17 protein-coding genes are annotated in these 19,686 nt (G+C 64.4%); 10 read left to right on the top strand and 7 right to left on the bottom strand.

All coding sequences use genetic code 11. From position 1 onward, the window contains the following. Positions 1 to 184 precede the first annotated feature (184 nt). On the bottom strand, positions 185 to 3,064 hold the full coding sequence (locus ABX298_RS04170; RefSeq protein ID WP_025340287.1) for a ribonucleoside-diphosphate reductase subunit alpha: 2,880 nt from the start codon (positions 3,062 to 3,064) through the stop codon (positions 185 to 187). A gap of 829 nt (positions 3,065 to 3,893) precedes the next feature. Between ABX298_RS04170 and ABX298_RS04165 the strand changes: the two genes are divergently transcribed. Together ABX298_RS04165 and ABX298_RS04160 are read left to right on the top strand one after the other, a co-directional pair. After that, positions 3,894 to 4,592, top strand: a complete 699-nt coding sequence (locus tag ABX298_RS04165) for a response regulator transcription factor (protein ID WP_085590720.1) — start codon at positions 3,894 to 3,896, stop codon at positions 4,590 to 4,592. Then, positions 4,589 to 6,196: an ATP-binding protein gene (locus ABX298_RS04160; protein WP_367394110.1), complete on the top strand. Its 1,608-nt coding sequence runs from the start codon at positions 4,589 to 4,591 to the stop codon at positions 6,194 to 6,196. Before ABX298_RS04165 ends, ABX298_RS04160 begins: the two co-directional genes overlap by 4 nt. Positions 6,197 to 6,199: 3 nt before the next feature. On the opposite strand, the gene ABX298_RS04155 is transcribed toward ABX298_RS04160, so the two are convergent. Both ABX298_RS04155 and ABX298_RS04150 read right to left on the bottom strand, forming a co-directional pair. Next, the gene (locus ABX298_RS04155; RefSeq protein ID WP_367394109.1) at positions 6,200 to 6,901 is read right to left on the bottom strand and encodes a 4'-phosphopantetheinyl transferase; all 702 of its coding nucleotides are present in this window, start codon (positions 6,899 to 6,901) and stop codon (positions 6,200 to 6,202) included. 190 nt (positions 6,902 to 7,091) lie between these two features. Continuing rightward, entirely contained in the window at positions 7,092 to 7,883 is a 792-nt protein-coding gene (locus ABX298_RS04150) for a dienelactone hydrolase family protein (protein WP_367394108.1), read from the bottom strand. Positions 7,884 to 8,012: 129 nt separating this feature from the next. Between ABX298_RS04150 and ABX298_RS04145 the strand changes: the two genes are divergently transcribed. The 4 genes from ABX298_RS04145 (at position 8,013) to ABX298_RS04130 (ending at position 12,522) form a co-directional block, all read left to right on the top strand. Beyond that, the gene (locus ABX298_RS04145; RefSeq protein WP_013973837.1) at positions 8,013 to 8,618 is read left to right on the top strand and encodes an outer membrane beta-barrel protein; all 606 of its coding nucleotides are present in this window, start codon (positions 8,013 to 8,015) and stop codon (positions 8,616 to 8,618) included. Between the two features lie 150 nt (positions 8,619 to 8,768). Next, positions 8,769 to 9,446, top strand: a complete 678-nt coding sequence (locus ABX298_RS04140) for a response regulator (protein ID WP_025340281.1) — start codon at positions 8,769 to 8,771, stop codon at positions 9,444 to 9,446. Then, positions 9,443 to 10,789: an ATP-binding protein gene (locus ABX298_RS04135; RefSeq protein WP_075046077.1), complete on the top strand. Its 1,347-nt coding sequence runs from the start codon at positions 9,443 to 9,445 to the stop codon at positions 10,787 to 10,789. The genes ABX298_RS04140 and ABX298_RS04135 overlap by 4 nt, the downstream gene beginning before the upstream one ends. Before the next feature lie 410 nt (positions 10,790 to 11,199). Then, the gene (locus ABX298_RS04130; protein WP_075046076.1) at positions 11,200 to 12,522 is read left to right on the top strand and encodes a dicarboxylate/amino acid:cation symporter; all 1,323 of its coding nucleotides are present in this window, start codon (positions 11,200 to 11,202) and stop codon (positions 12,520 to 12,522) included. A gap of 204 nt (positions 12,523 to 12,726) precedes the next feature. Here the strand turns inward: ABX298_RS04130 and tsaA are convergent, their stop codons facing one another. The 4 genes from tsaA to ABX298_RS04110 all read right to left on the bottom strand — a co-directional run bounded on the left by tsaA (position 12,727) and on the right by ABX298_RS04110 (position 15,176). Beyond that, positions 12,727 to 13,419 carry a tRNA (N6-threonylcarbamoyladenosine(37)-N6)-methyltransferase TrmO gene (tsaA, locus tag ABX298_RS04125; RefSeq protein WP_289514571.1) on the bottom strand — a complete coding sequence of 231 codons (693 nt, stop codon included), beginning with the start codon at positions 13,417 to 13,419 and terminating at the stop codon, positions 12,727 to 12,729. A 6-nt stretch (positions 13,420 to 13,425) separates the two neighbouring features. Beyond that, entirely contained in the window at positions 13,426 to 13,887 is a 462-nt protein-coding gene (locus ABX298_RS04120) for a DUF1456 family protein (protein WP_075046074.1), read from the bottom strand. A 48-nt stretch (positions 13,888 to 13,935) separates the two neighbouring features. Continuing rightward, the gene (locus ABX298_RS04115) at positions 13,936 to 14,646 is read right to left on the bottom strand and encodes an rRNA pseudouridine synthase (protein ID WP_013973831.1); all 711 of its coding nucleotides are present in this window, start codon (positions 14,644 to 14,646) and stop codon (positions 13,936 to 13,938) included. A gap of 77 nt (positions 14,647 to 14,723) precedes the next feature. After that, positions 14,724 to 15,176 (bottom strand): GNAT family N-acetyltransferase, encoded by a 453-nt coding sequence (locus ABX298_RS04110; RefSeq protein WP_367394107.1) that lies wholly within the window; start codon positions 15,174 to 15,176, stop codon positions 14,724 to 14,726. 200 nt (positions 15,177 to 15,376) lie between these two features. Between ABX298_RS04110 and ABX298_RS04105 the strand changes: the two genes are divergently transcribed. The 4 genes from ABX298_RS04105 to ABX298_RS04090 all read left to right on the top strand — a co-directional run bounded on the left by ABX298_RS04105 (position 15,377) and on the right by ABX298_RS04090 (position 19,674). Next, positions 15,377 to 16,147, top strand: coding sequence for a hypothetical protein (locus ABX298_RS04105; RefSeq protein WP_367394106.1), 771 nt, complete (start codon positions 15,377 to 15,379; stop codon positions 16,145 to 16,147). A 197-nt stretch (positions 16,148 to 16,344) separates the two neighbouring features. After that, positions 16,345 to 17,190 (top strand): DUF6502 family protein, encoded by an 846-nt coding sequence (locus ABX298_RS04100; RefSeq protein ID WP_274121081.1) that lies wholly within the window; start codon positions 16,345 to 16,347, stop codon positions 17,188 to 17,190. Continuing rightward, positions 17,187 to 18,869 carry a DUF5666 domain-containing protein gene (locus ABX298_RS04095; RefSeq protein ID WP_286100377.1) on the top strand — a complete coding sequence of 561 codons (1,683 nt, stop codon included), beginning with the start codon at positions 17,187 to 17,189 and terminating at the stop codon, positions 18,867 to 18,869. Before ABX298_RS04100 ends, ABX298_RS04095 begins: the two co-directional genes overlap by 4 nt. A gap of 55 nt (positions 18,870 to 18,924) precedes the next feature. Further along, entirely contained in the window at positions 18,925 to 19,674 is a 750-nt protein-coding gene (locus ABX298_RS04090) for a hypothetical protein (protein WP_024087593.1), read from the top strand. Positions 19,675 to 19,686: the final 12 nt, after the last annotated feature.

Here is a 19,686-nt window from a genome sequence, read left to right as displayed (position 1 = left end):
CGGTGCACGCAAATCTGAGGTGCCCGAAAAGGGCTGGCCGCGGCTTTGTAGCCACGGCTTGTTGTGTCTGGCTGTGGAGAGGCGGCGGGAGTGCCGGCCTCATCGCGGGTGAACCCGCTCCCACAGGGTCCGCAGTGGTGCGGAAAACGCGTTGAGGCTTCCCGCAGGAAGCCTCGGCCTGGCCTTACTGGCAGGCTTCGCAGTCAGGCTCGTCGATCGCGCAGGCCTTCGGCACTGGCGCAGGGCCGGCTGCCTGGACCGGGGCGCTGTCGCCACCGCTGGAAACGGCGTTGAGCTTGCCGGTGTTGATGGTCGACTTCTCGGTGCTGGTCGCGGCCAGGGCACGGAGGTAGTAGGTGGTCTTCAGACCACGGTACCAGGCCATGCGGTAGGTCACGTCCAGCTTCTTGCCCGAGGCGCCGGCGATGTACAGGTTCAGCGACTGGGCCTGGTCGATCCACTTCTGGCGACGCGAGGCGGCATCGACGATCCACTTGGTCTCGACTTCGAACGCGGTGGCGTACAGGTCCTTCAGCTCTTGCGGAATACGCTCGATCTGCTGCACCGAACCGTCGTAGTACTTGAGGTCGTTGATCATTACCGAGTCCCACAGGCCACGGGCCTTCAGGTCGCGGACCAGGTACGGGTTGATCACGGTGAACTCGCCCGACAGGTTCGATTTCACGTACAGGTTCTGGTAGGTCGGCTCGATGGACTGCGACACGCCGGTGATGTTGGCGATGGTCGCGGTCGGCGCGATGGCCATGATGTTCGAGTTACGAATACCTTTCTTGACGCGCTCGCGCACCGGGGCCCAGTCCAGGGACTCTTCCAGGTTGACGTCGATGTACTTGGCGCCACGGGCCTCGATCAGGATCTGTTGCGAATCCAGCGGCAGGATGCCCTTGGACCACAGCGAACCCTGGAAGGTCTCGTACGCACCGCGCTCGTCGGCCAGGTCGCAGGACGCCTGGATGGCGTAGAAGCTGACCGCTTCCATCGACTTGTCGGCGAACTCGACGGCAGCATCGGAGCCGTACGGAATGTGCTGCAGGTACAGCGCATCCTGGAAGCCCATGATGCCCAGGCCGACCGGGCGGTGCTTGAAGTTCGAGTTACGCGCTTGCGGCACCGAGTAGTAGTTGATGTCGATCACGTTGTCGAGCATGCGCACGGCGGTGTTCACGGTGCGTTGCAGCTTGGCGGTGTCCAGCTTGCCGTCGACGATGTGGTTCGGCAGGTTGATCGAGCCCAGGTTGCAGACCGCGATCTCGTCCTTGTTGGTGTTCAGGGTGATCTCGGTGCACAGGTTCGAGCTGTGGACCACGCCCACGTGCTGCTGCGGCGAACGCAGGTTGCACGGGTCCTTGAAGGTCAGCCACGGGTGGCCGGTCTCGAACAGCATCGACAGCATCTTGCGCCACAGGTCTTTGGCCTGGATGGTCTTGAACACCTTGATCTTGTTGTACTCGGTCAGGGCTTCGTAGTACTCGTAGCGCTCTTCGAAGGCCTTGCCGGTCAGGTCGTGCAGGTCTGGCACTTCCGAAGGCGAGAACAGGGTCCACTTGCCGTCATCGAAGACACGCTTCATGAACAGGTCAGGGATCCAGTTGGCGGTGTTCATGTCGTGGGTACGACGACGGTCATCACCGGTGTTCTTGCGCAGCTCGATGAATTCTTCGATGTCCAGGTGCCAGGTTTCCAGGTAGGCACACACGGCGCCCTTGCGCTTGCCACCCTGGTTGACGGCAACGGCGGTGTCGTTGACCACTTTCAGGAACGGAACCACGCCCTGCGACTTGCCGTTGGTGCCCTTGATGTAGGAGCCCAGTGCACGCACAGGGGTCCAGTCGTTGCCCAGGCCACCGGCGAATTTCGACAGCATGGCGTTGTCGTGGATCGCGTGGTAGATGCCCGACAGGTCGTCCGGCACGGTGGTCAGGTAGCAGCTGGACAGCTGCGGGCGCAGGGTACCGGCGTTGAACAGGGTCGGGGTCGAGGCCATGTAGTCGAAGGACGACAACAGGTTGTAGAACTCGATGGCACGGGCTTCTTTGTCTTTCTCTTCCAGCGCCAGGCCCATGGCCACACGCATGAAGAACACCTGTGGCAGCTCGAAGCGCACGCCATCCTTGTGGATGAAGTAGCGGTCGTACAGGGTCTGCAGGCCCAGGTAGGTGAATTGCTGGTCACGCTCGTGGTCGATGGCCTTGCCCAGGCGGTCCAGGTCGTAGCCTTTCAGGGCCGGGTCCAGCAGCTCGAACTCGACGCCTTTGTCGATGTAGGCCGGCAGGGCCTTGGCGTACAGGTCGGCCATTTCGTGGTGGGTGGCGCTCTCGGCCACGTTCAGGAAGCCCAGGCCTTCGGCGCGCAGGGTGTCCATCAGCAGGCGGGCGGTAACGAACGAGTAGTTCGGCTCGCGCTCGACCAGGGTACGGGCGGTCATCACCAGGGCGGTGTTGACGTCCTTGATGGCCACGCCGTCGTACAGGTTCTTCAGGGTGTCGCGCTGGATCAGGTCGCCATCGACTTCGGCCAGGCCTTCGCAGGCTTCGCTGATGATGGTGTTCAGGCGGGCCATGTCGAGCGGCGCCAGGCTGCCGTCGGCCAGGGTGATGCGGATGCTTGGGTGCGGCTCGACCACGGACTCGGTGTTGACGCGGGTGGCACGCTCCTTGGCGCGCTGCTCGCGGTAGATCACGTAGTCACGGGCGACCTTCTGCTCGCCGGCGCGCATCAGGGCCAGTTCGACCTGGTCCTGGATTTCTTCGATGTGGATGGTGCCACCCGATGGCATGCGACGCTTGAACGTGGCGGTGACCTGCTCGGTCAGGCGCGCGACGGTGTCGTGGATGCGCGACGAAGCGGCGGCGGTGCCGCCTTCAACTGCGAGGAACGCCTTGGTGATGGCCACGGTGATCTTGTCGTCGGTGTAGGGGACGACAGTGCCGTTACGCTTGATCACACGCAGTTGGCCGGGAGCGGTGGCGGCCAGATCCTGGTTGGAATCGGCGGCCTGCGGCACCTTGGCCTGCGGGTTCTCGCGAGTTGTGTCGGTTTGCATGGGTGGGTGTCTCCACAGTTTCTATATTGTTCAGGCGCCTTTTGGGCGCCCACCGTTCCGTCCACTTGCTCGATGGCCCGGCGGGGATGGGCAATGCATGCGCATCCGCCCGCGCGGGCGTACCAACTTCGGGACAGACTCAGGAATAAGGGCAATTGGCTCGCCGCTCCCTGGCCGAAGTCAAAGGTTCTGGGCCGGGCCCAAAAACTGTTGCTGATGGATGCCAGGCCTGGCCTGTAACACCCATGCCCGAACAAGGCCCTGGAAGGGCTTGCCTCGGTCGCCTCCGCAGGAGCGGTTTGGCTGCTGGAATCACTTGAAGTTCACCCGAAAAAATCGCTTGATTTTGCGGGTTGACTTTTGTGTGTGATTTTGCACGAACCCCTATATCTAGTGGTTCGCTGCGATCGGGATACAAGATAATGCGGTATTGGGGGCTTTGCAAGGCGAGCGCCTGTGGATAACTTGTGCGTACTTTGTGAGTGAATGGTGGGTATTCGCTGTAGGCCTTGTGCCAAGTGGTTTGCAGTATTTTTCTGCGCCTTGCTGCCCCGGGGCAGAATTTTTCGGGCGCGAACCCTATCACAAAAAACGGTTCAGTCGAGGGGCTGCTGGCAGGTTGGCAGTACCGGATGGCAGCCGTAGTATTCCGAGGGGATGTTGCTTTTTGGTTAAAGGGTTATGTTGCCTGTGCTGGCCCTTTCGCGGGTGAACCCGCTCCCACAGGTATTGCACAGGCTTCGAAAGCGGCTCGGTCCCTGTGGGAGCGGGTTCACCCGCGAAGGGGCCGGCACAGGCCATAGAAAAACAACAAACATAGGCACAAGCCATGGACCACCCCGCACCCCGCATCCTCATCGTCGAAGACGACCAGCGCCTGGCCGAGCTCACCGCCGAGTACCTGCAGGCCAACGGCTACGAAGTCAGCGTCGAGGGCGATGGCGCCCGCGCCGCGCGGCGCATCGTCGACAGCCAGCCCGACCTGGTCATTCTCGACCTGATGCTGCCCGGCGAGGACGGCCTGAGCATCTGCCGCCGGGTGCGCAGCCAGTACCCCGGCCCGATCCTCATGCTGACCGCCCGCAGCGATGAACTCGACCAGGTCCAGGGCCTGGACCTGGGGGCCGACGACTACGTCTGCAAACCCGTACGCCCACGCCTGCTGCTGGCACGCATTCAGGCCCTGCTGCGCCGCAGCGAAGCACCGGACAGCAAGCGCCAGGACCTGGCCTTCGGCGCGCTGCGCATCGACAATCGCCTGCGGGAGGCGCGTTTGGGTGAACAGCTGATCGAACTGACCGGCGCCGAATTCGACCTGCTCTGGCTGTTGGCCAGCAACGCCGGCCGGGTGCTGACGCGCGAACAGATCTTCACTGCACTACGTGGCGTCGGCTACGACGGCCAGGACCGCTCCATCGACATACGCATCTCCAGGATCCGCCCCAAGATCGGCGACGACCCGCTCCAGCCAAGGCTGATCAAGACCCTGCGCAGCAAGGGCTACCTGTTCGTCGGCGAGGCCCCATGAACAACTCGATCTTCCTGCGCATCTATGGCGGCATGCTGGCCGTGCTGGTGCTGGTGGCCCTGCTCGGGGTGCTCAGCCTGCACCTGGTCAACGAAGTGCGTGCCGCCCAGCACCGCGAGGGCCTGGCCCAGGGTACCTTCAGCCTGATGGCCGACAACCTGGCGCTGCAGAACGACACCGAGCGCAAGCGCTCGCTGCTGATCTGGGAGCGCCTGCTCGGCGTGCCGCTGGCGCTGCAACCGATGACCGCGCGCACACTCGATGGCGGCCAGCGGGCGCGCCTGTACCGCGGCCTGGTGGTGGTCGAGAAGACCGGCCCGCATGCGGCCCAGGTGCTGCGCAAGGTCGGCCAGGAAGACCTGATGCTGGTAGCGCAGATCAAACAGATCAGCGAGCAACTGGCGCGGGCCACCCTCTATCTGTTGGCCGACGAACTGGTGCGCTACCCGGTGACCGAACAGCAGCAGCGCCTGGCACAGATCAAGCAAGAAAAGGGCTTCGGCTTTGGCGTGGCCCTGCAGCGCATCGAGCGGGTGAGCCTGGACGATGACCAGCGGCGCCGGGTCGAGGAGGGCGACACGGTCATGGCCCTGGGCAAGGATGGTGACTCGATCCGCGTGTTCGCCGGGCTGGCGGGTTCGCCCTGGGTGCTGGAAATCGGCCCGCTGTACCAGCTCAACCCGTATCCTCCGCAGTTGCTGATCCTGATCACCTTTCTTGGCCTGTGCCTGATCGGCCTGGTGGTCTACCTGCTGGTGCGCCAACTGGAGCGGCGTGTGTCGGGGCTGGAGATTGCCGCCACGCGCATCGCCCAGGGCAGCCTGGACACCCGTGTGCCGGCCGGCGACGCCGACTCGGTGGGGCGCCTGGCCGCGGCCTTCAACGGCATGGCCGAGCACCTGCAGCGCTCGCTGACCATGCAGCGCGAGCTGGTGCGGGCGGTTTCCCACGAGCTGCGCACGCCGGTGGCACGCCTGCGCTTTGGCCTGGAGATGATCGAAAGTGCCACCACCGAGCAGGCCCGGGCCAAGCACCTGGCGGGCATGGACGGCGATATCCAGGACCTCGACAAGTTGGTCGACGAGATGCTCACCTACGCCCGCCTGGAGCAGGGCGCACCGGCGCTGAAGTTCGAGCGGGTAGACCTGGATGCCTTGCTCGACCGGGTGATCGAAGAGCTCGCGCCGCTGCGTGCCGAGGTACGGGTGGTGCGCGGTGAGTGCCACGGCGCCGATGGCGAAGGCGCCTGGGTCGAGGCCGAACCGCGCTACCTGCACCGGGCCCTGCAGAACCTGGTGGGCAACGCCATGCGCCACGCAGAGGCCGAGGTGCGCCTGAGCTACCAGTTGGGGCAGCAACGCTGCCGCATCGACGTGGAGGATGACGGCCCGGGCATCCCCGAGGGCGTCTGGGACCGTATCTTCACACCGTTCACCCGCCTCGACGACAGCCGTACCCGCGCTTCGGGCGGGCATGGCCTGGGCCTGTCTATCGTGCGGCGGATCATCTACTGGCACGCGGGGCGGGCCACGGTGGGGCGCAGCGCCGCGCTGGGCGGTGCCTGCTTCAGCCTGAACTGGCCACGGCAGCAGGCACCGTTGTGACGGTCAGACGCTGACCAGGCTGAGCAGGTGGCCGTCCTGCAGGCAGAACTGGCCCTGCAGTTCGGCGCCATTCCGCCACTGCGGCGACAGGTCGGTGAGCAGGCGCAGGCGGGCCAGGCCTTCGGCGGACCAGTCCAGCACTTCGGCGTGCTCGAAGTAGAAGCGCTGGCGGGTCAGCGGGTAGAGCGTCTTGAACAGGCTTTCCTTCAGCGAGAAGGTCAGGGTGACGGCAAGGCCGAGCTGGCGGCGGTCCAGGCGCTCGAGTTCGGGCGGGGTGAGGATTTCACCCATCAGCCGCTCGGCACGCTGGTCATCCAGCAGTGCTTCCTGATCCAGGCCCAGGCCCTGGCAACTGCCCTCGGCAGCAACCACGGCGGCAGCCCAGCCTTTGCCGTGGGTGATCGAGCCGTGGATGCCGGCGGGCCAGATGGGCGAACGGTCCTCGTGGGTACCGGGCACGTAGTCACGGCCGTCCAGGCGCTGCAGCGCGGCGCGGGCACATACCCGGCCGGCCAGGTACTCGGCCTGACGCTTGGCCACCGAGCGCTGCAGGCTGGCGCCTGGCACGACGCCGGCGCGCTGAAAGTCGTCGGGTGCCAGGCGGGCGGGGTCGAAGTAACAACTGACCAACACCGCGCCGGGTAGTGGGCGAGGCAGGGGCCAGTGGTGCTGGAGCGGGGCGCAGCAGGCGGGGAGTGTGTTCATGGGGGGTATTGTGCCAGCTGTACGGGCACTAAGGGAGCCAGCGTGGCAATGCATCCTTGTGGGAGCGGCCTTGCGTCGCGAAAGGGGCGCGCAGCGCCCCCCGGCGATTTTGCAGAACTGCTGAGATCCTGGGGCCGCTTCGCGCCCCTTTCGCGACGCAAGGCCGCTCCCACATCGGCCCCGGCAATCCTTACTTGAACACCTTCTTGAAGAACGCCTGCATATCCGCCCAGGAGCTCTCATCCGCCGCCTTGCTGTAGGCAATATCCGGCCCGCCATGTTCACCGTGCCCCATGCGGTCCGAATTCGGGTTGCTGAACCCGTGCTTGGCCCCGGGAATACTGACGAACTGGTAGTTGACCTTGGCTGCATCCATTTCCTTCTTGAACGCTTCCACCTGCTGCTCGGTCACCAGGGAGTCCGCCGCACCATGCTCCACCAGGATATCGGCCCGCACCACGCCCGGCCTGGCCGGTGTCTGCGTGCCCAGCGGGGCGTGGAAGCTCACCACGCCATCGAGCTTTTCCCCTCGCCGCGCGGCATCCAGCGCCACCTTGCCGCCAAAGCAGTAACCCACTGCCCCCAACTGGTGCTTGTTGGTATTGGGCTGCAGCTTGAGCAGCTCCAGGCCGGCATCGAAGCGCCGCTCCGCGGCCTTGGGGTCTTTCGTCGCCGCTGTCATGAACGCCTTGGCGTCGGCAGGGTGTTCGGTTTGCTTGCCGTCGCCATACATGTCGATGGCCAGCGCGTTGTAGCCCAGCGCCGCAAGCTCGCGGGCGCGGCGCTTGACGTAGTCGTTCAGCCCCCACCATTCATGCACTACGACAATGCCGGGGCGCTTGCCTTCGATGGCGTCATCATAGGCGTAGTAGCCGACCAGGCGGTTGCCGTCGGCGTCCTGGTAGGGGATTTCGCGGGTTTGTACCGCCGCTTGGGCGAGGGCGGCGCTGCACATCAGGGTCAAGGCCAGCAGGGCGCGCATGGTCACTACTCCTTGTTCTGCAAACGGTTCGTTCAGCCGAGGTTCAGCCAGGGTTCAGTCGCGGTTCAGGGTGCCCTGCTTACTCTAGCTTCCAGACCGAAACAGCGCACTCAACTGGAGTATCCAGCCATGAAAACCTTCAACACCCTGCTTGCCGCCATGGCCGTCTGCGCCGCTGGCATCACCACTGCCCAGGCCGCTGACGACAACTTCGCCAGCCTGACCTACGGCCAGACCAGCGACAAGGTTCGCAAGTCCGGCCTGCTGCAGCGCAACACCGACCACCTCAACGCCGACGGCATCATCGGCAAGGACGACACCTGGGGCGTGCGCGTGGGCAAGATCAATGACCAGGGCCGCTACTACATGACTTACGACAATGTCTCGGGCGACCACAGCGGCCTGAAGCTGCGCCAGGAAAACCTGCTGGGCAGCTACGACCTGTTCCTGCCGGTGGGTGACACCACCAAGCTGTTCGGCGGCGGCAGCCTGGGCGTGACCAAGCTGACCCAGGACTCGCCGGGTGCCAGCCGGGATACCGACTACGGTTACGCGTATGGCCTGCAGGCCGGTGTGATCCAGGACATTACCGACAAGGCTTCGGTGGAACTGGGCTACCGTTACCTGCGTACCAACGCCGCCACCGAAGTGGGTGCGCACGGCGGGCCGAAGGACGGCACCCTGCGCCTGACCAGCAGCGCGCAGACCTACCTGGCTGCAAGCTACAAGTTCTGACGGGCGAGCCGGGTTATCCTGTACCGGCCCTTTCGCGGGTAAACCCGCTCCCACAGGGATCGCGCAGTTCTTCAAACCTGTGCAGTACCTGTGGGAGCGGGTTTACCCGCGAAAGGGCCGGTACAGGCAATACATATCAAGGAGCTGCACATGAAACTGCTGGTGGTCGAGGACGAAGCCCTGCTTCGCCATCACCTCTACACCCGCCTGGGCGAAAGCGGCCATGTGGTCGAGGCGGTCGCCGATGCCGAGGAGGCGCTGTACCAAGCCGGGCAATACCACTTCGACCTGGCCATCATCGACCTGGGCCTGCCCGGCATCAGCGGGCTGGAGCTGATCACGCGCCTGCGCAGCCAGGACAAGACCTTCCCCATTCTCATCCTCACCGCCCGCGGCAACTGGCAGGACAAGGTCGAGGGCCTGGCCGCCGGTGCCGACGACTACCTGGTCAAGCCGTTCCAGTTCGAAGAACTCGAGGCACGCCTGAACGCCCTGCTGCGCCGTTCCAGCGGCTTTACCCAGTCGACCATTGCCGCCGGCCCGCTGGTGCTCGACCTCAACCGCAAGCAGGCGACGCTGGACGAGCAGCCCCTGGCCCTGACCGCCTACGAATACCGCATCCTCGAATACCTCATGCGCCATCACCAGCAGGTGGTGGCCAAGGACCGCCTGATGGAGCAGCTGTACCCGGGTGACGAGGAACGCGACCCCAATGTCATCGAAGTGCTGGTCGGCCGCCTGCGGCGCAAGCTCGAGGGCGAGCACGGCTTCAAACCGATCGACACCGTGCGCGGCCTGGGCTACCTGTTCACCGAGCGCTGCCGATGATCCGTTCGCTGCGGGTGCGCCTGATGCTGGCGGCCGCGGTGCTGGCGCTGCTGTTCATGCTGGCGCTGCTGCCGGCCTTGCAGAAGGCCTTCAGCCTGGCCCTGCAGGAGTCGATCGAACAACGCCTGGCCTCGGATGTGACCACCCTGATTTCCGCTGCGCGCATCGAACATGGTCAACTGCAGATGCCGACGCTGCTGCCGGACGAGCGTTACAACCTGCCGTACACCGGCCTGCTCGGCTATATCTTCGACCGCGACGGCAAGCTGGTCTGGCAGTCGCGGGCAACCGCCGCGCAGAACGTCAACTACCGCCCGCGCTACGACGGCCGCGGCAACGAATTCGCCCGCATTCACCAGGCCGATGGCGAAGAGTTCTTCGTCTATGACGTCGAGATCAAGCTGCTGGGTGGCCAGAGCGCCGCCTACAGCATCGTTGCCCTGCAACCGGTGCGCGAATACCAGCACACCCTCGATGGCCTGCGCGAAAAGCTCTACCTGGGCTTTGGCGCGGCCTTGCTGGCGCTGCTGGTGCTGCTGTGGGCCGGCCTGACCTGGGGCCTGCGTTCGTTGCGCCGGCTCAGCCGCGAGCTGGACGACGTGGAGTCGGGCGTGCGGGATGGCCTGAGTGGCGAACACCCACGGGAGCTGCTGCGCCTGACCGGCTCGCTGAACCGCCTGTTGCGCAGCGAGCGCGAGCAGCGTCAGCGCTACCGTGATTCGCTCGATGACCTGGCGCACAGCCTGAAGACGCCGCTGGCGGTGTTGCAGGGGGTGGGCGAAAGCCTGCAGCAGCGTAGCGGCGAGCGCGAGCAGGCGCGCGTGCTGCAGAGCCAGATCGAGCGCATGAGCCAGCAGATCGACTACCAGCTGCAACGCGCCAGCCTGCGCAAGAGCGGCCTGGTACGCCACAGCGTGTTGCTGCGGCCGTTGCTCGAAAGCCTGTGCAGCACCTTGGCCAAGGTGTACCGGGACAAGCGGGTGGATGTGACGCTGCAACTGCCCGATGCGGCGCAGGTGCCGATGGAGCAGGGCGCGTTGCTGGAGCTGCTGGGCAACCTGCTGGAGAACGCCTACCGCCTGAGCCTGGGCCAGGTGCGCGTGAGCCTGGAGCAGGCGCCTGGGCAGTTGACCTTGTGCATCGAGGACGACGGGCCGGGGGTGCCGGCGCACCAGCGTGAGCGGATTCTGGAGCGTGGGGAGCGGCTGGACAGCCAGCACCCAGGGCAGGGGATCGGGCTGGCGGTGGTCAAGGATATCGTCGACAGCTATGACGCCGAGCTGAGCCTGGGGGATTCTCCTCTGGGGGGCGCTGCGTTCAGGATCACCTTCAACCTCGAGTGATTTGCTGGGTTGGCTGGCCTCTTCGCGGGTAAACCCGCTCCCACAGGGGGCGCACTGCACTCGAGGCCTGTGCAGTACCTGTGGGAGCGGGTTTACCCGCGAAGAGGCCGGCACAGGCAACTACAATGGGCGGATTTCCGCCAATGCCCCTGTACAAATCCCGCCACCGGGCGGAAATCCGCCAGCCTTCCTCAGGCAAACCGCCCCGTCGTTGGGCGTTTATCCCTCGCAAATACAGCCTTTGCACCCTTGGTGGGCATTTTGGCACCCCCCTTGCTATTGATCCTCGCAGAGGCCTGCCCAGGCAGCTCGAACACAACGACAAATCCCTCCGGGTGCAGGAGGGTTAGCGATTCAGGTGCCCCATCGCCCTGGGAAGGGTGAACCGGCACACTTGAGGAAAATTAGCCATGACGACACGTCAGCCGCTGTACAAATCCCTGTATGTCCAGGTGTTGGTCGCCATCACCATCGGCATCCTGCTCGGCCACTACTACCCGGAGACGGGCGTCGCCCTCAAACCCTTGGGTGACGGCTTCGTCAAACTGATCAAGATGGTCATCGCCCCGATCATCTTCTGTACCGTGGTCAGCGGCATCGCCGGCATGCAGAGCATGAAGTCGGTCGGCAAGACCGGCGGCTACGCGCTGCTGTACTTTGAAATCGTCTCCACCATCGCCCTGATCATCGGCCTGGTCGTCGTCAACGTGGTCAAGCCGGGCGCTGGCATGCACATCGACGTCAGCACCCTGAACGCCAGCAGCGTGGCTGCCTACGCCGCCGCCGGCGCACAGCAGACCACTGTCGGCTTCCTGCTCAACGTCATCCCCAACACCGTGGTCGGCGCCTTCGCCAACGGCGACATCCTGCAAGTGCTGATGTTCTCCGTGCTGTTCGGCTTCGCCCTGCACCGCCTGGGCAGCTACGGCAAGCCGGTGCTGGACATGATCGACCGCTTCGCCCATGTCATGTTCAACATCATCAACATGATCATGAAACTGGCCCCGGTCGGTGCCTTCGGTGCAATGGCCTTCACCATCGGCCAGTACGGCGTTGGCTCGCTGGTGCAACTGGGCTACCTGATGGCCTGCTTCTACATCACCTGCCTGCTGTTCGTGCTGGTGGTGCTGGGCGGTATCTGCCGCGCCCACGGTTTCAGTGTCCTCAAGCTGATCCGCTACATCCGTGAAGAACTGCTGATCGTGCTGGGTACTTCCTCCTCGGAGTCGGCCCTGCCACGCATGCTGGCCAAGATGGAGCGCCTGGGTGCGAAGAAGTCGGTGGTTGGCCTGGTGATCCCGACCGGTTACTCGTTCAACCTCGATGGCACCTCGATCTACCTGACCATGGCTGCGGTGTTCATCGCCCAGGCCACTGACACCACCATGGACATCACTCACCAGATCACCTTGCTGCTGGTGCTGCTGGTGGCTTCCAAGGGTGCTGCCGGTGTTACCGGTTCGGGCTTCATCGTACTGGCCGCCACCCTGTCGGCCGTTGGCCACCTGCCGGTTGCCGGCCTGGCGCTGATCCTCGGCATCGACCGCTTCATGTCCGAAGCCCGCGCCCTGACCAACCTGGTTGGCAACGCCGTTGCCACCGTGGTCGTGGCCAAGTGGGTGAAGGAAATGGACAACGACAAGCTGGCAGCGGAGCTGGCCTCCGGTGGTGCGCCGCTGGTCGATACCCGTCCGACCGACGACCTGGGCGTGGCTGAAGGCCCGGCTCGCTGATCGCGGGAGGGTGAAAAGAAAAAGGCGACCTCAGGGTCGCCTTTTTCATGTCTGTGCGGCGCACGGTTCCTTGTGGGAGCGGCCTTGTGTCGCGAAAGGGGCGCGTAGCGGCCCCAGGATCTCAGCCATCCTGCAAGGTTGCCGGGGCTGCTGCGCAGCCCTTTCGCGACACAAGGCCGCTCCCACAAGGCCAGTGCGCAGCCTTCAGGCCAGCACCACCTCCAGCACCCGGATCACGTCCGGTTGCGGGTAGTGCCAGCGCACCTGCACATCCCAGAACTTCACCCCATACACCCGCTCGGCCGGCGGCACCTGGTAGGCCGGCCGTGGGTCCTGCGCCAGGCACTGCTGGATCAGCTCCACCAGCGGTTCACCCAGGCGCAGTGCATGTTCGCGGGCCTGGGGCAGGGCGTTGTCGGCCCACTGCACGGCGATCGCGGCGGGTGCTTGGCTGGCCATCTGGTTGCTGGCGCCAGCGATGCTATCGGCGTATGGCACATACGGCTTGATGTCCAGCACCGGCGTACCGTCGAGCAGGTCGATGCCAGACAACAGCAGGCGCCCTGGCTCCACGCCTTCCAGGCGTACCACCGACTGGCCGATGCCATTGGGCCGGTGAGTGGCGCGGGTGGCGAACACACCCATGCTCTTGTTGCCGCCCAGGCGCGGTGGCCGCACTTTCAGGCGGGGTTTGTCTTCCAGTGCCTGGTGGAACAGGAACAGCAGCCAGACATGGCTGACCTGCTCCAGCCCCTCGACCGCATCGCCCTGGTCGAACGGCGGCAGCAGCTCGAGCACGCCGCGTGCGGCGGGCGCCAGTTGCGGCTGGCGCGGGATGGCGAACTTCTCCTTGAAGCAGGAGCGGATGATGCCGACCGGGGTAACCGTATGCTGCATGGCCAATCAGCCGCGCACGCGCAGGGTCAGGCCCTTGAGGAAGTTGCGCAGCAGCTGGTCGCCGCAAGGGCGGTAGTTGTCATGGCCGGCCTTGCGGAACAGCGCGCTGAGCTCGGGTTTGCTGACCGGGAAGTTGACCGACTTGAGGATCGCATGCAGGTCATCTTCCTTGAGCTCGAAGGCCACCCGCAGCTTCTTGAGGATGAGGTTGTTGGTAACCGGCAGTTCGATCGGCTGCGGCGGGCGGCTGTCATCCTTGCCGCGGCGGTGGATCACCAGGCCGTCGAGAAAGTGCGCCATGACCCGTTCCGGGCACCGCACGAAGCCTTCCTCGTCGTCCTTCTTCAGGTAGGTGGCCAGCACCAGGGGATGCACGTCGAGGCCGGATAGCCCGATGATTTCGGCCATCTTGGCGTCATTCACCTTGAGCATGTAGCGCAGGCTGCGCAGGACGTCGTTGTGGTTCATTGTTGCAGAATCCTGTTCAGGTGCCGCACCTGTGGCGCGGCGTATTGCTTAGAAACGTTCGGTAGTGGCCAGGTAGCGCCACTGGCCCAGGGGCAGCTTGCCCATCGATACGCCACCCAGGCGAATGCGGCGCATGCCTACCAGCTCCAGGCGCAGGTAGGCGCACAGCTCGGCGATCTGCCCTGGCTGCGGGTTTTTCAGGGCCATGCGCAGGTGGGTTTCGTTCTGCCAGCTGGCCTTGGCTTTAGGCAGCTCGCGGTCATTGCGGGTGGCACCGCGCGCCAGGCGTTCCAGCGCCTGGGGCGTGGTCTCGCCGCGCACTTCAACGATGAATTCCTGTTCCAGGCGGCGCAGGTCGGCGTCGATCTTGCGGGTTACCCGCCAGTCCTGGGTGAATACCTGCAGGCCGCTGGCACCGCGCTCCAGCGGCGCCACGCAGGCCTGCCGGGCAAAATGCCCGTGCAGTGCGCGCACGCCTTCGCGGTGGGCTTCGCTGAGGTTGCTCATGTTCATGCTGGCGCGGGCGGTTTCGCTGTCCACGCTGGCCGGCTGGTTCAGCAGCAGGGTTACCGGTTCCAGCGTTTCGGCACGGGCACCCGGCAGCAGTTCGACGCGCTGCTGCTCGACCTTGAACTGCGGTTGCTCGACCACCACGCCATCGACCGTGACCCAGCCGCCCTCGATATACAGCTCGGCCTCGCGGCGGGAGCAGCCAAGCTGCTCGATAAGGCGTTTGGACAGGCGGACGGGTTCGGACATGACGGCAATTCGCAAAGGCAGGGAAAGACCTGCATTGTACCTGCCCGCGCGGCAGAGGGGCTGGGAATCTGTGTCATTTACGCCGTTTTGCGCAGGCGCATGTGCAGCAGCGGGTAGGGTTGCCCCAGGCCGTCGGTTTCCGAACGGCCGATCACCTCGAAGCCCTCGTGCAGGTAGAAGCCCAAGGCTTGCGGGTTCTGTTCGTTGACGTCCAGGCGCTCGGCATTCAGTTCGTCGATCGCATAGTGCAGCAGGCGCTTGCCAACCCCTTTGCCACGGTACTTCGGTGCGACGAACAGCATGTCCACGCGCCCGTTGGCGACCCCGGCGAAGCCGCAGATGCGCTGGCGGTCCTTGCAGCAGATCAGCATCACTGCATCGAGGTAGCGACGCAGCACCTGGTCGCGCAGCAAGACGATGTAGCAATCCGCCAGGAAGTCGTGGGTGGCGCGTACCGAGTCCTCCCACACCTGTACCAGTTCGCCGTAGTCACTCAAGCGCGGGGTTTGCAGCGTCAGTACCGAATGCATGCCGGTGTTCCTCCATGACGATAAGGCAAACATAGCAGGGCAACCGTCGGTCGGCTTCCCGGTGCGCTGCTTGAACCTCGGGGTTTGGCGGTCTATTACTTTGTCGTGGGAAAAATTCCCACGCAATGAAAAGCAAGAACCGAACACAGGATTCCCGGCTTGATTTGGCGTTTCTCATGGCGACGACCTGGAGACGAAATATGCAAATACATGTGCTGTTCAAAAAGGCGCTATTGGCGGTTGCCGTTGCTGGCGTGCTGTCGACTTCCATCGTTCTGATCCCAGACTCGATATCCAATGGCTCCAGCGCCTACGCCAAGGATGGTGGTGGCGGTGGTGGTCACGGAGGTGGGGGCGGCGGTGGCCACGGTGGTGGTGGAGGTGGTCACGGTGGTGGTGGCGGTGGTCACGGTGGCGGCGGTGGCGGCCACGGTGGTGGCGGCGGTGGTCACGGTGGTGGCGGTGGTGGCCATGGCGGTGGCGGCGGTGGTCACGGCGGTAGCGGTGGTGGCCATGGCGGTGGCGGCGGTGGTCACGGCGGTGGTCACGGCGGTGGTGGTGGCGGCCATGGCGGTGAAGGCGGTGAAGGCGGCGGCCACGGCGCTGGCGGGGATGGAGATGGCCATGCCGGCAACAGTGGGCGCGGCCATGACGGCTCCTCGAACTCTGGGCGCAGCGGCAACCACGCTGAAGCAGGTGATGATCATGGCAATCACGTTGGCGGTGAGCCTGGGGACGATCACGGCAATCACGTTGGCGGTGAACCCGGTGACGATCATGGCAATCACGTTGGCGGTGAGCCCGGGGACGACCATGGCAATCATGTTGGCGGTGAGCCTGGCGATGACCACGGCAATCACGCTGGTGGTGAACCTGGTGATGATCGTGGCGACCATCTGGGTGGCGAACCGGGTGATGACCGCGGTGAGCATGCCGCAGGCGAACCGGGTGATGACAACAGCAGGAGCTGACTGGCTCTGAACGGTCTCATGCAGCTCCCACGGGGCGGGCCTGCATGAGGCCAGGTTCGGATACACGGCAGCCCCACTCAACGCGAATGCAATGAGCGCCGACGACTATCCCTCATCTCGTCCGGGATATGGTCACAGTTGGTGTGGGATCTTTTCCCGCGTCGTATACTGGGTTCATCTGTCAAGGAATGCGCTCAATGCAATCGCCTACCATCCCCCCTTCGATGTTAAGCGCACTGCGGCGTGTCATGCGTCCTCTGGTGCGCCTGATGCTGCGCAAAGGGGTCACCTACACGATGTTCGCCGACCTGCTCAAGGAAGTGTTCGTCGACGTGGCCCATCGCGAGTTTCGCCTGGACGGTACAGTGCCGACCGACAGCCGCATCAGCCTGCTCACGGGCGTGCATCGCAAGGATGTCCGGCGTTTGCGCAGCGAGGGGGGCGCATTGCTCGCCGCGCTGCCGGAAAACATCACGTTAGGTGCACAGTTGGTCAATATGTGGACCACTGGCAAGCCGTTCTGCTCGGCGCCTGGCCAGGCGCTGCCGTTGCCGCGCCTGGCGAGTGTTGGTGGCGATTGTTCCTTCGATGCCCTGGTGGCGAAGATCAGCACCGACATCCGCGGGCGGGTGGTGCTGGATGAGTGGTTGCGCCTGGGTATCGTCCGGCTCGACGACCAGGACTGTGTTCACCTGGAGGCCCAGGCATTCGTGCCGCAGAAGGGCTTCGACGAAAAGGCCGCTTACTTTGGCCACAACCTGCATGACCATGCCTGCGCGGCAGTGCACAACCTGAGTGGGGACGGCCAGCCGTTCTTTGAACGCAGTGTGCACTACGACGCCTTGAGCCCGGCCAGCGTCGACCATCTGCGTGCGGCGGTGGACAAGGACGGCATGCAGATGCTGCTTGCCTTCAGCCGGCTCGCATCAGGCCTGGAAGATGCCGATGTGCCCAGCGCCGAGCAACGTCAGCGCATCACGGTCGGGCTTTATTTCTACACTGAAACTACCGACCCCGATTTGTCGAAGACACCCGACCCATGACTTCCCTCGCGCGCTGCCTCAGTGTCGTCACACTGGTCCTGGGTTTCGGGCTGAACCTGGTGGCGCCTGCCGAGGTGGCCGCAGCACCGGTATGTGTCAGCCGTGACGAAGTGGGTATGGCGGGGGCGGCGGGCTTGCAGGTTCCGGGCGGTATTGGTGGTACCGGGGCCAGGACGGGCGGGGTCGGTGGTACCGGTGTACGCAGCGAAAACGGCGGAGTGGGTGGCACCGGTGCGCCGCTGCCGCAGCGTCCCGGTGGCACGGGCGGGACCGGTGCGGTGGCTGACGGTGTGGACGGCACCTTCATCGATCACGGCGGGGTAGGCGGTACCGGCGCACCGATCCTGCGCCCCGGCGGTACCGGTGGCACGGGCATCGTCGGCACCATCACCGGGTTCGCCTCGATCTGCGTCAATGGCCTGGAAGTGCACTTTGGCAAGGATGTGCCGGTGAGTGAAAACGGTGCGCCTGCCAGTAGCGCTCACCTGGCAATCGGCCAGGTTGTCGCGGTGGAGGCATTTGCCGGCAAACGCGGCCTGCAAGCAGGGCGCATCTCGATCCTCAACGTTTACGAAGGGCCGCTGACGGCACTGCCCAATGCTTCGGCCCCCCTGCGGGTCATGGGCCAACCTGTGCGGCTTGCTGCAGGGGCGCGGGTGGCTGAAGGGCTGCGCCCGGGCGAGCCGGTCAGGGTCAGTGGCCTGCGCGATGCCAGGGGCGAAGTGGTAGCCAGCCGTATCGAACGAGCGCCGGGGCTCAGGGAAGCCAGTGCCATCGGTGCGGTTGACCGTGCCGGCAGCCTCCAGGGGCTGAAGCTGGGAACCCGTGTGGCACCTGCGCGGGAAGTGCTGGTACGTGGGCAGTGGACCGGACGCCAGCTGGAAGTGGCGCAAACCCGCCCAGACCCGAGCCTGCCTTTTGCTGGCCGTGTGCAGACGGCGGTGATCGAGGGGCTGGTACAGCGCAGCCACGCTCAACAACTGGTGGTGGCAGGCATCAAGGTGACGCTGGGGCAGGGCACCGTGATCGTCGGCAAGCAGCCCGCGGCATTGGCGCTCGACCAACGTGTGCGGGTGAGCGGGGTATTCAATGGCAGGCACGAGCTGCGGGCAACCCGCGTGGAGTTCGATGACGACCGTGCCGACAACCCGGACAGAGGGCATTCGGGGCGTGGCAGCGAGCACGGCACCCGTGACGCTGAAGCTTCCAGCAATAGCGGGCATGGCGGACGCGATGCGACCAGTGATCGCATTGAAAGCAGCGATGACCACAGCGGGCACGGCGGTGTTGACGATTCCAGTGGTCGGGACAGTACTGAAAGCGTGGACAAGTCCGGAAGGTCGGAACATGTCGACACCGTGGAGCAACCCGAGAGCAGCAATAGTGGCAGCTCTGACCGGGTAGAGAAGGTCGAGCTTGAAAAGGTGGAAAAGATCGAAAAAGCGGAGAAGGTTGAAAAGGTAGAGAAAGTAGAAAAAGTCGAGAAGATCGAGAAAGCCGAGAAGCCCGAAAAGGTCGAGAAGATCGAAAAACCTGAGAAAGTCGAGAAGGTAGAAAAAGTAGAGAAGGTCGAGAAAGTAGAGAAGGTCGAGAAAGTAGAGAGGGTCGAAAAGGTCGAAAGGCCCGAGACAGTAGAGAAAGTCGAAAAAGTGGAGCATCCAGAGCGATCCGGGCATTAGGCAACTAGGCTGGGTAAGTGCTATCACCCTTCCCGTCCGGGAAACCGAGGTGCAGATGAGACCCACGCTTCCTCTTTTCGCCTGCTTGCTGTCATGCGCCAGCGCGTCGGTGCTGGGCGATACCTTCAGCGCCGCCATAGGCATGGACTATTCAAGTGGCGACTATGGCACGGGTACAACCTCGGAAATCTGGTACGTCCCCGTGGTCGGCAAGTATGAAACCGGCCCAATGACCTACAAGGTCACCGTGCCCTGGCTGCGCATCACCAACCCTGAAGTGGGCCCGAATGGTGACCCCTTGCCCGGTGGCTGCCGGGATGTGGAAAGCGGGCTGGGGGACACGGTTGCCAGCGCCGGTTACGCCCTGCTCGATGGCAGTGACGGCGGCCTGATGCTGGACCTGATCGGCAAGGTCAAATTCCCCACTGCCGATGAAGACCAGTGCCTGGGCACCGGTGAATACGACTACACCGGCCAGGTCGACATCGCCAAGGCCTTTGGCCCGGTGACCGGCTTCGCGACCCTGGGCTGGAAGAAGTTCGGCGACCCGCCCGACAGCGATTTCGACGACCCGATATTTGCCAGTCTCGGCTTCGCCATGCCCGTGGCTGCAGGCACTTCCGCGGGCGCCTCCTACGACTGGCGGCAGAAGGTCGTCTCGACGGGCGCGCAGATCAAGGAACTTACCCTGTTCCTGACACACAAGCTCAACCAGCAGTGGAAAGTGCAACTCTATGCAGTCAAAGGCTTCTCGGATGCCAGCCCGGATGCAGAGGGCGGCCTGATGCTTTTTCACGCGTTCTGACGAAAAAGCCCC

It is taken from the genome of Pseudomonas sp. X4 (assembly GCF_040784925.1).
GTDB classification, from domain to species: Bacteria; Pseudomonadota; Gammaproteobacteria; order Pseudomonadales; family Pseudomonadaceae; genus Aquipseudomonas; species Aquipseudomonas putida_Z.
The sequence above is the reverse complement of the archived record's forward strand: the minus strand, read 5'-3'. Positions and strand labels throughout refer to the sequence as shown.

Coding starts and splice junctions, on each gene's coding strand:
- ABX298_RS04170 (WP_025340287.1), bottom strand. CDS start 3,064: ATGCAAACCGACACAACTCGCGAGAACCCGCAGGCCAAGGTGCCGCAG.
- ABX298_RS04165 (WP_085590720.1), top strand. CDS start 3,894: ATGGACCACCCCGCACCCCGCATCCTCATCGTCGAAGACGACCAGCGC.
- ABX298_RS04160 (WP_367394110.1), top strand. CDS start 4,589: ATGAACAACTCGATCTTCCTGCGCATCTATGGCGGCATGCTGGCCGTG.
- ABX298_RS04155 (WP_367394109.1), bottom strand. CDS start 6,901: ATGAACACACTCCCCGCCTGCTGCGCCCCGCTCCAGCACCACTGGCCC.
- ABX298_RS04150 (WP_367394108.1), bottom strand. CDS start 7,883: ATGCGCGCCCTGCTGGCCTTGACCCTGATGTGCAGCGCCGCCCTCGCC.
- ABX298_RS04145 (WP_013973837.1), top strand. CDS start 8,013: ATGAAAACCTTCAACACCCTGCTTGCCGCCATGGCCGTCTGCGCCGCT.
- ABX298_RS04140 (WP_025340281.1), top strand. CDS start 8,769: ATGAAACTGCTGGTGGTCGAGGACGAAGCCCTGCTTCGCCATCACCTC.
- ABX298_RS04135 (WP_075046077.1), top strand. CDS start 9,443: ATGATCCGTTCGCTGCGGGTGCGCCTGATGCTGGCGGCCGCGGTGCTG.
- ABX298_RS04130 (WP_075046076.1), top strand. CDS start 11,200: ATGACGACACGTCAGCCGCTGTACAAATCCCTGTATGTCCAGGTGTTG.
- tsaA (WP_289514571.1), bottom strand. CDS start 13,419: ATGCAGCATACGGTTACCCCGGTCGGCATCATCCGCTCCTGCTTCAAG.
- ABX298_RS04120 (WP_075046074.1), bottom strand. CDS start 13,887: ATGAACCACAACGACGTCCTGCGCAGCCTGCGCTACATGCTCAAGGTG.
- ABX298_RS04115 (WP_013973831.1), bottom strand. CDS start 14,646: ATGTCCGAACCCGTCCGCCTGTCCAAACGCCTTATCGAGCAGCTTGGC.
- ABX298_RS04110 (WP_367394107.1), bottom strand. CDS start 15,176: ATGCATTCGGTACTGACGCTGCAAACCCCGCGCTTGAGTGACTACGGC.
- ABX298_RS04105 (WP_367394106.1), top strand. CDS start 15,377: ATGCAAATACATGTGCTGTTCAAAAAGGCGCTATTGGCGGTTGCCGTT.
- ABX298_RS04100 (WP_274121081.1), top strand. CDS start 16,345: ATGCAATCGCCTACCATCCCCCCTTCGATGTTAAGCGCACTGCGGCGT.
- ABX298_RS04095 (WP_286100377.1), top strand. CDS start 17,187: ATGACTTCCCTCGCGCGCTGCCTCAGTGTCGTCACACTGGTCCTGGGT.
- ABX298_RS04090 (WP_024087593.1), top strand. CDS start 18,925: ATGAGACCCACGCTTCCTCTTTTCGCCTGCTTGCTGTCATGCGCCAGC.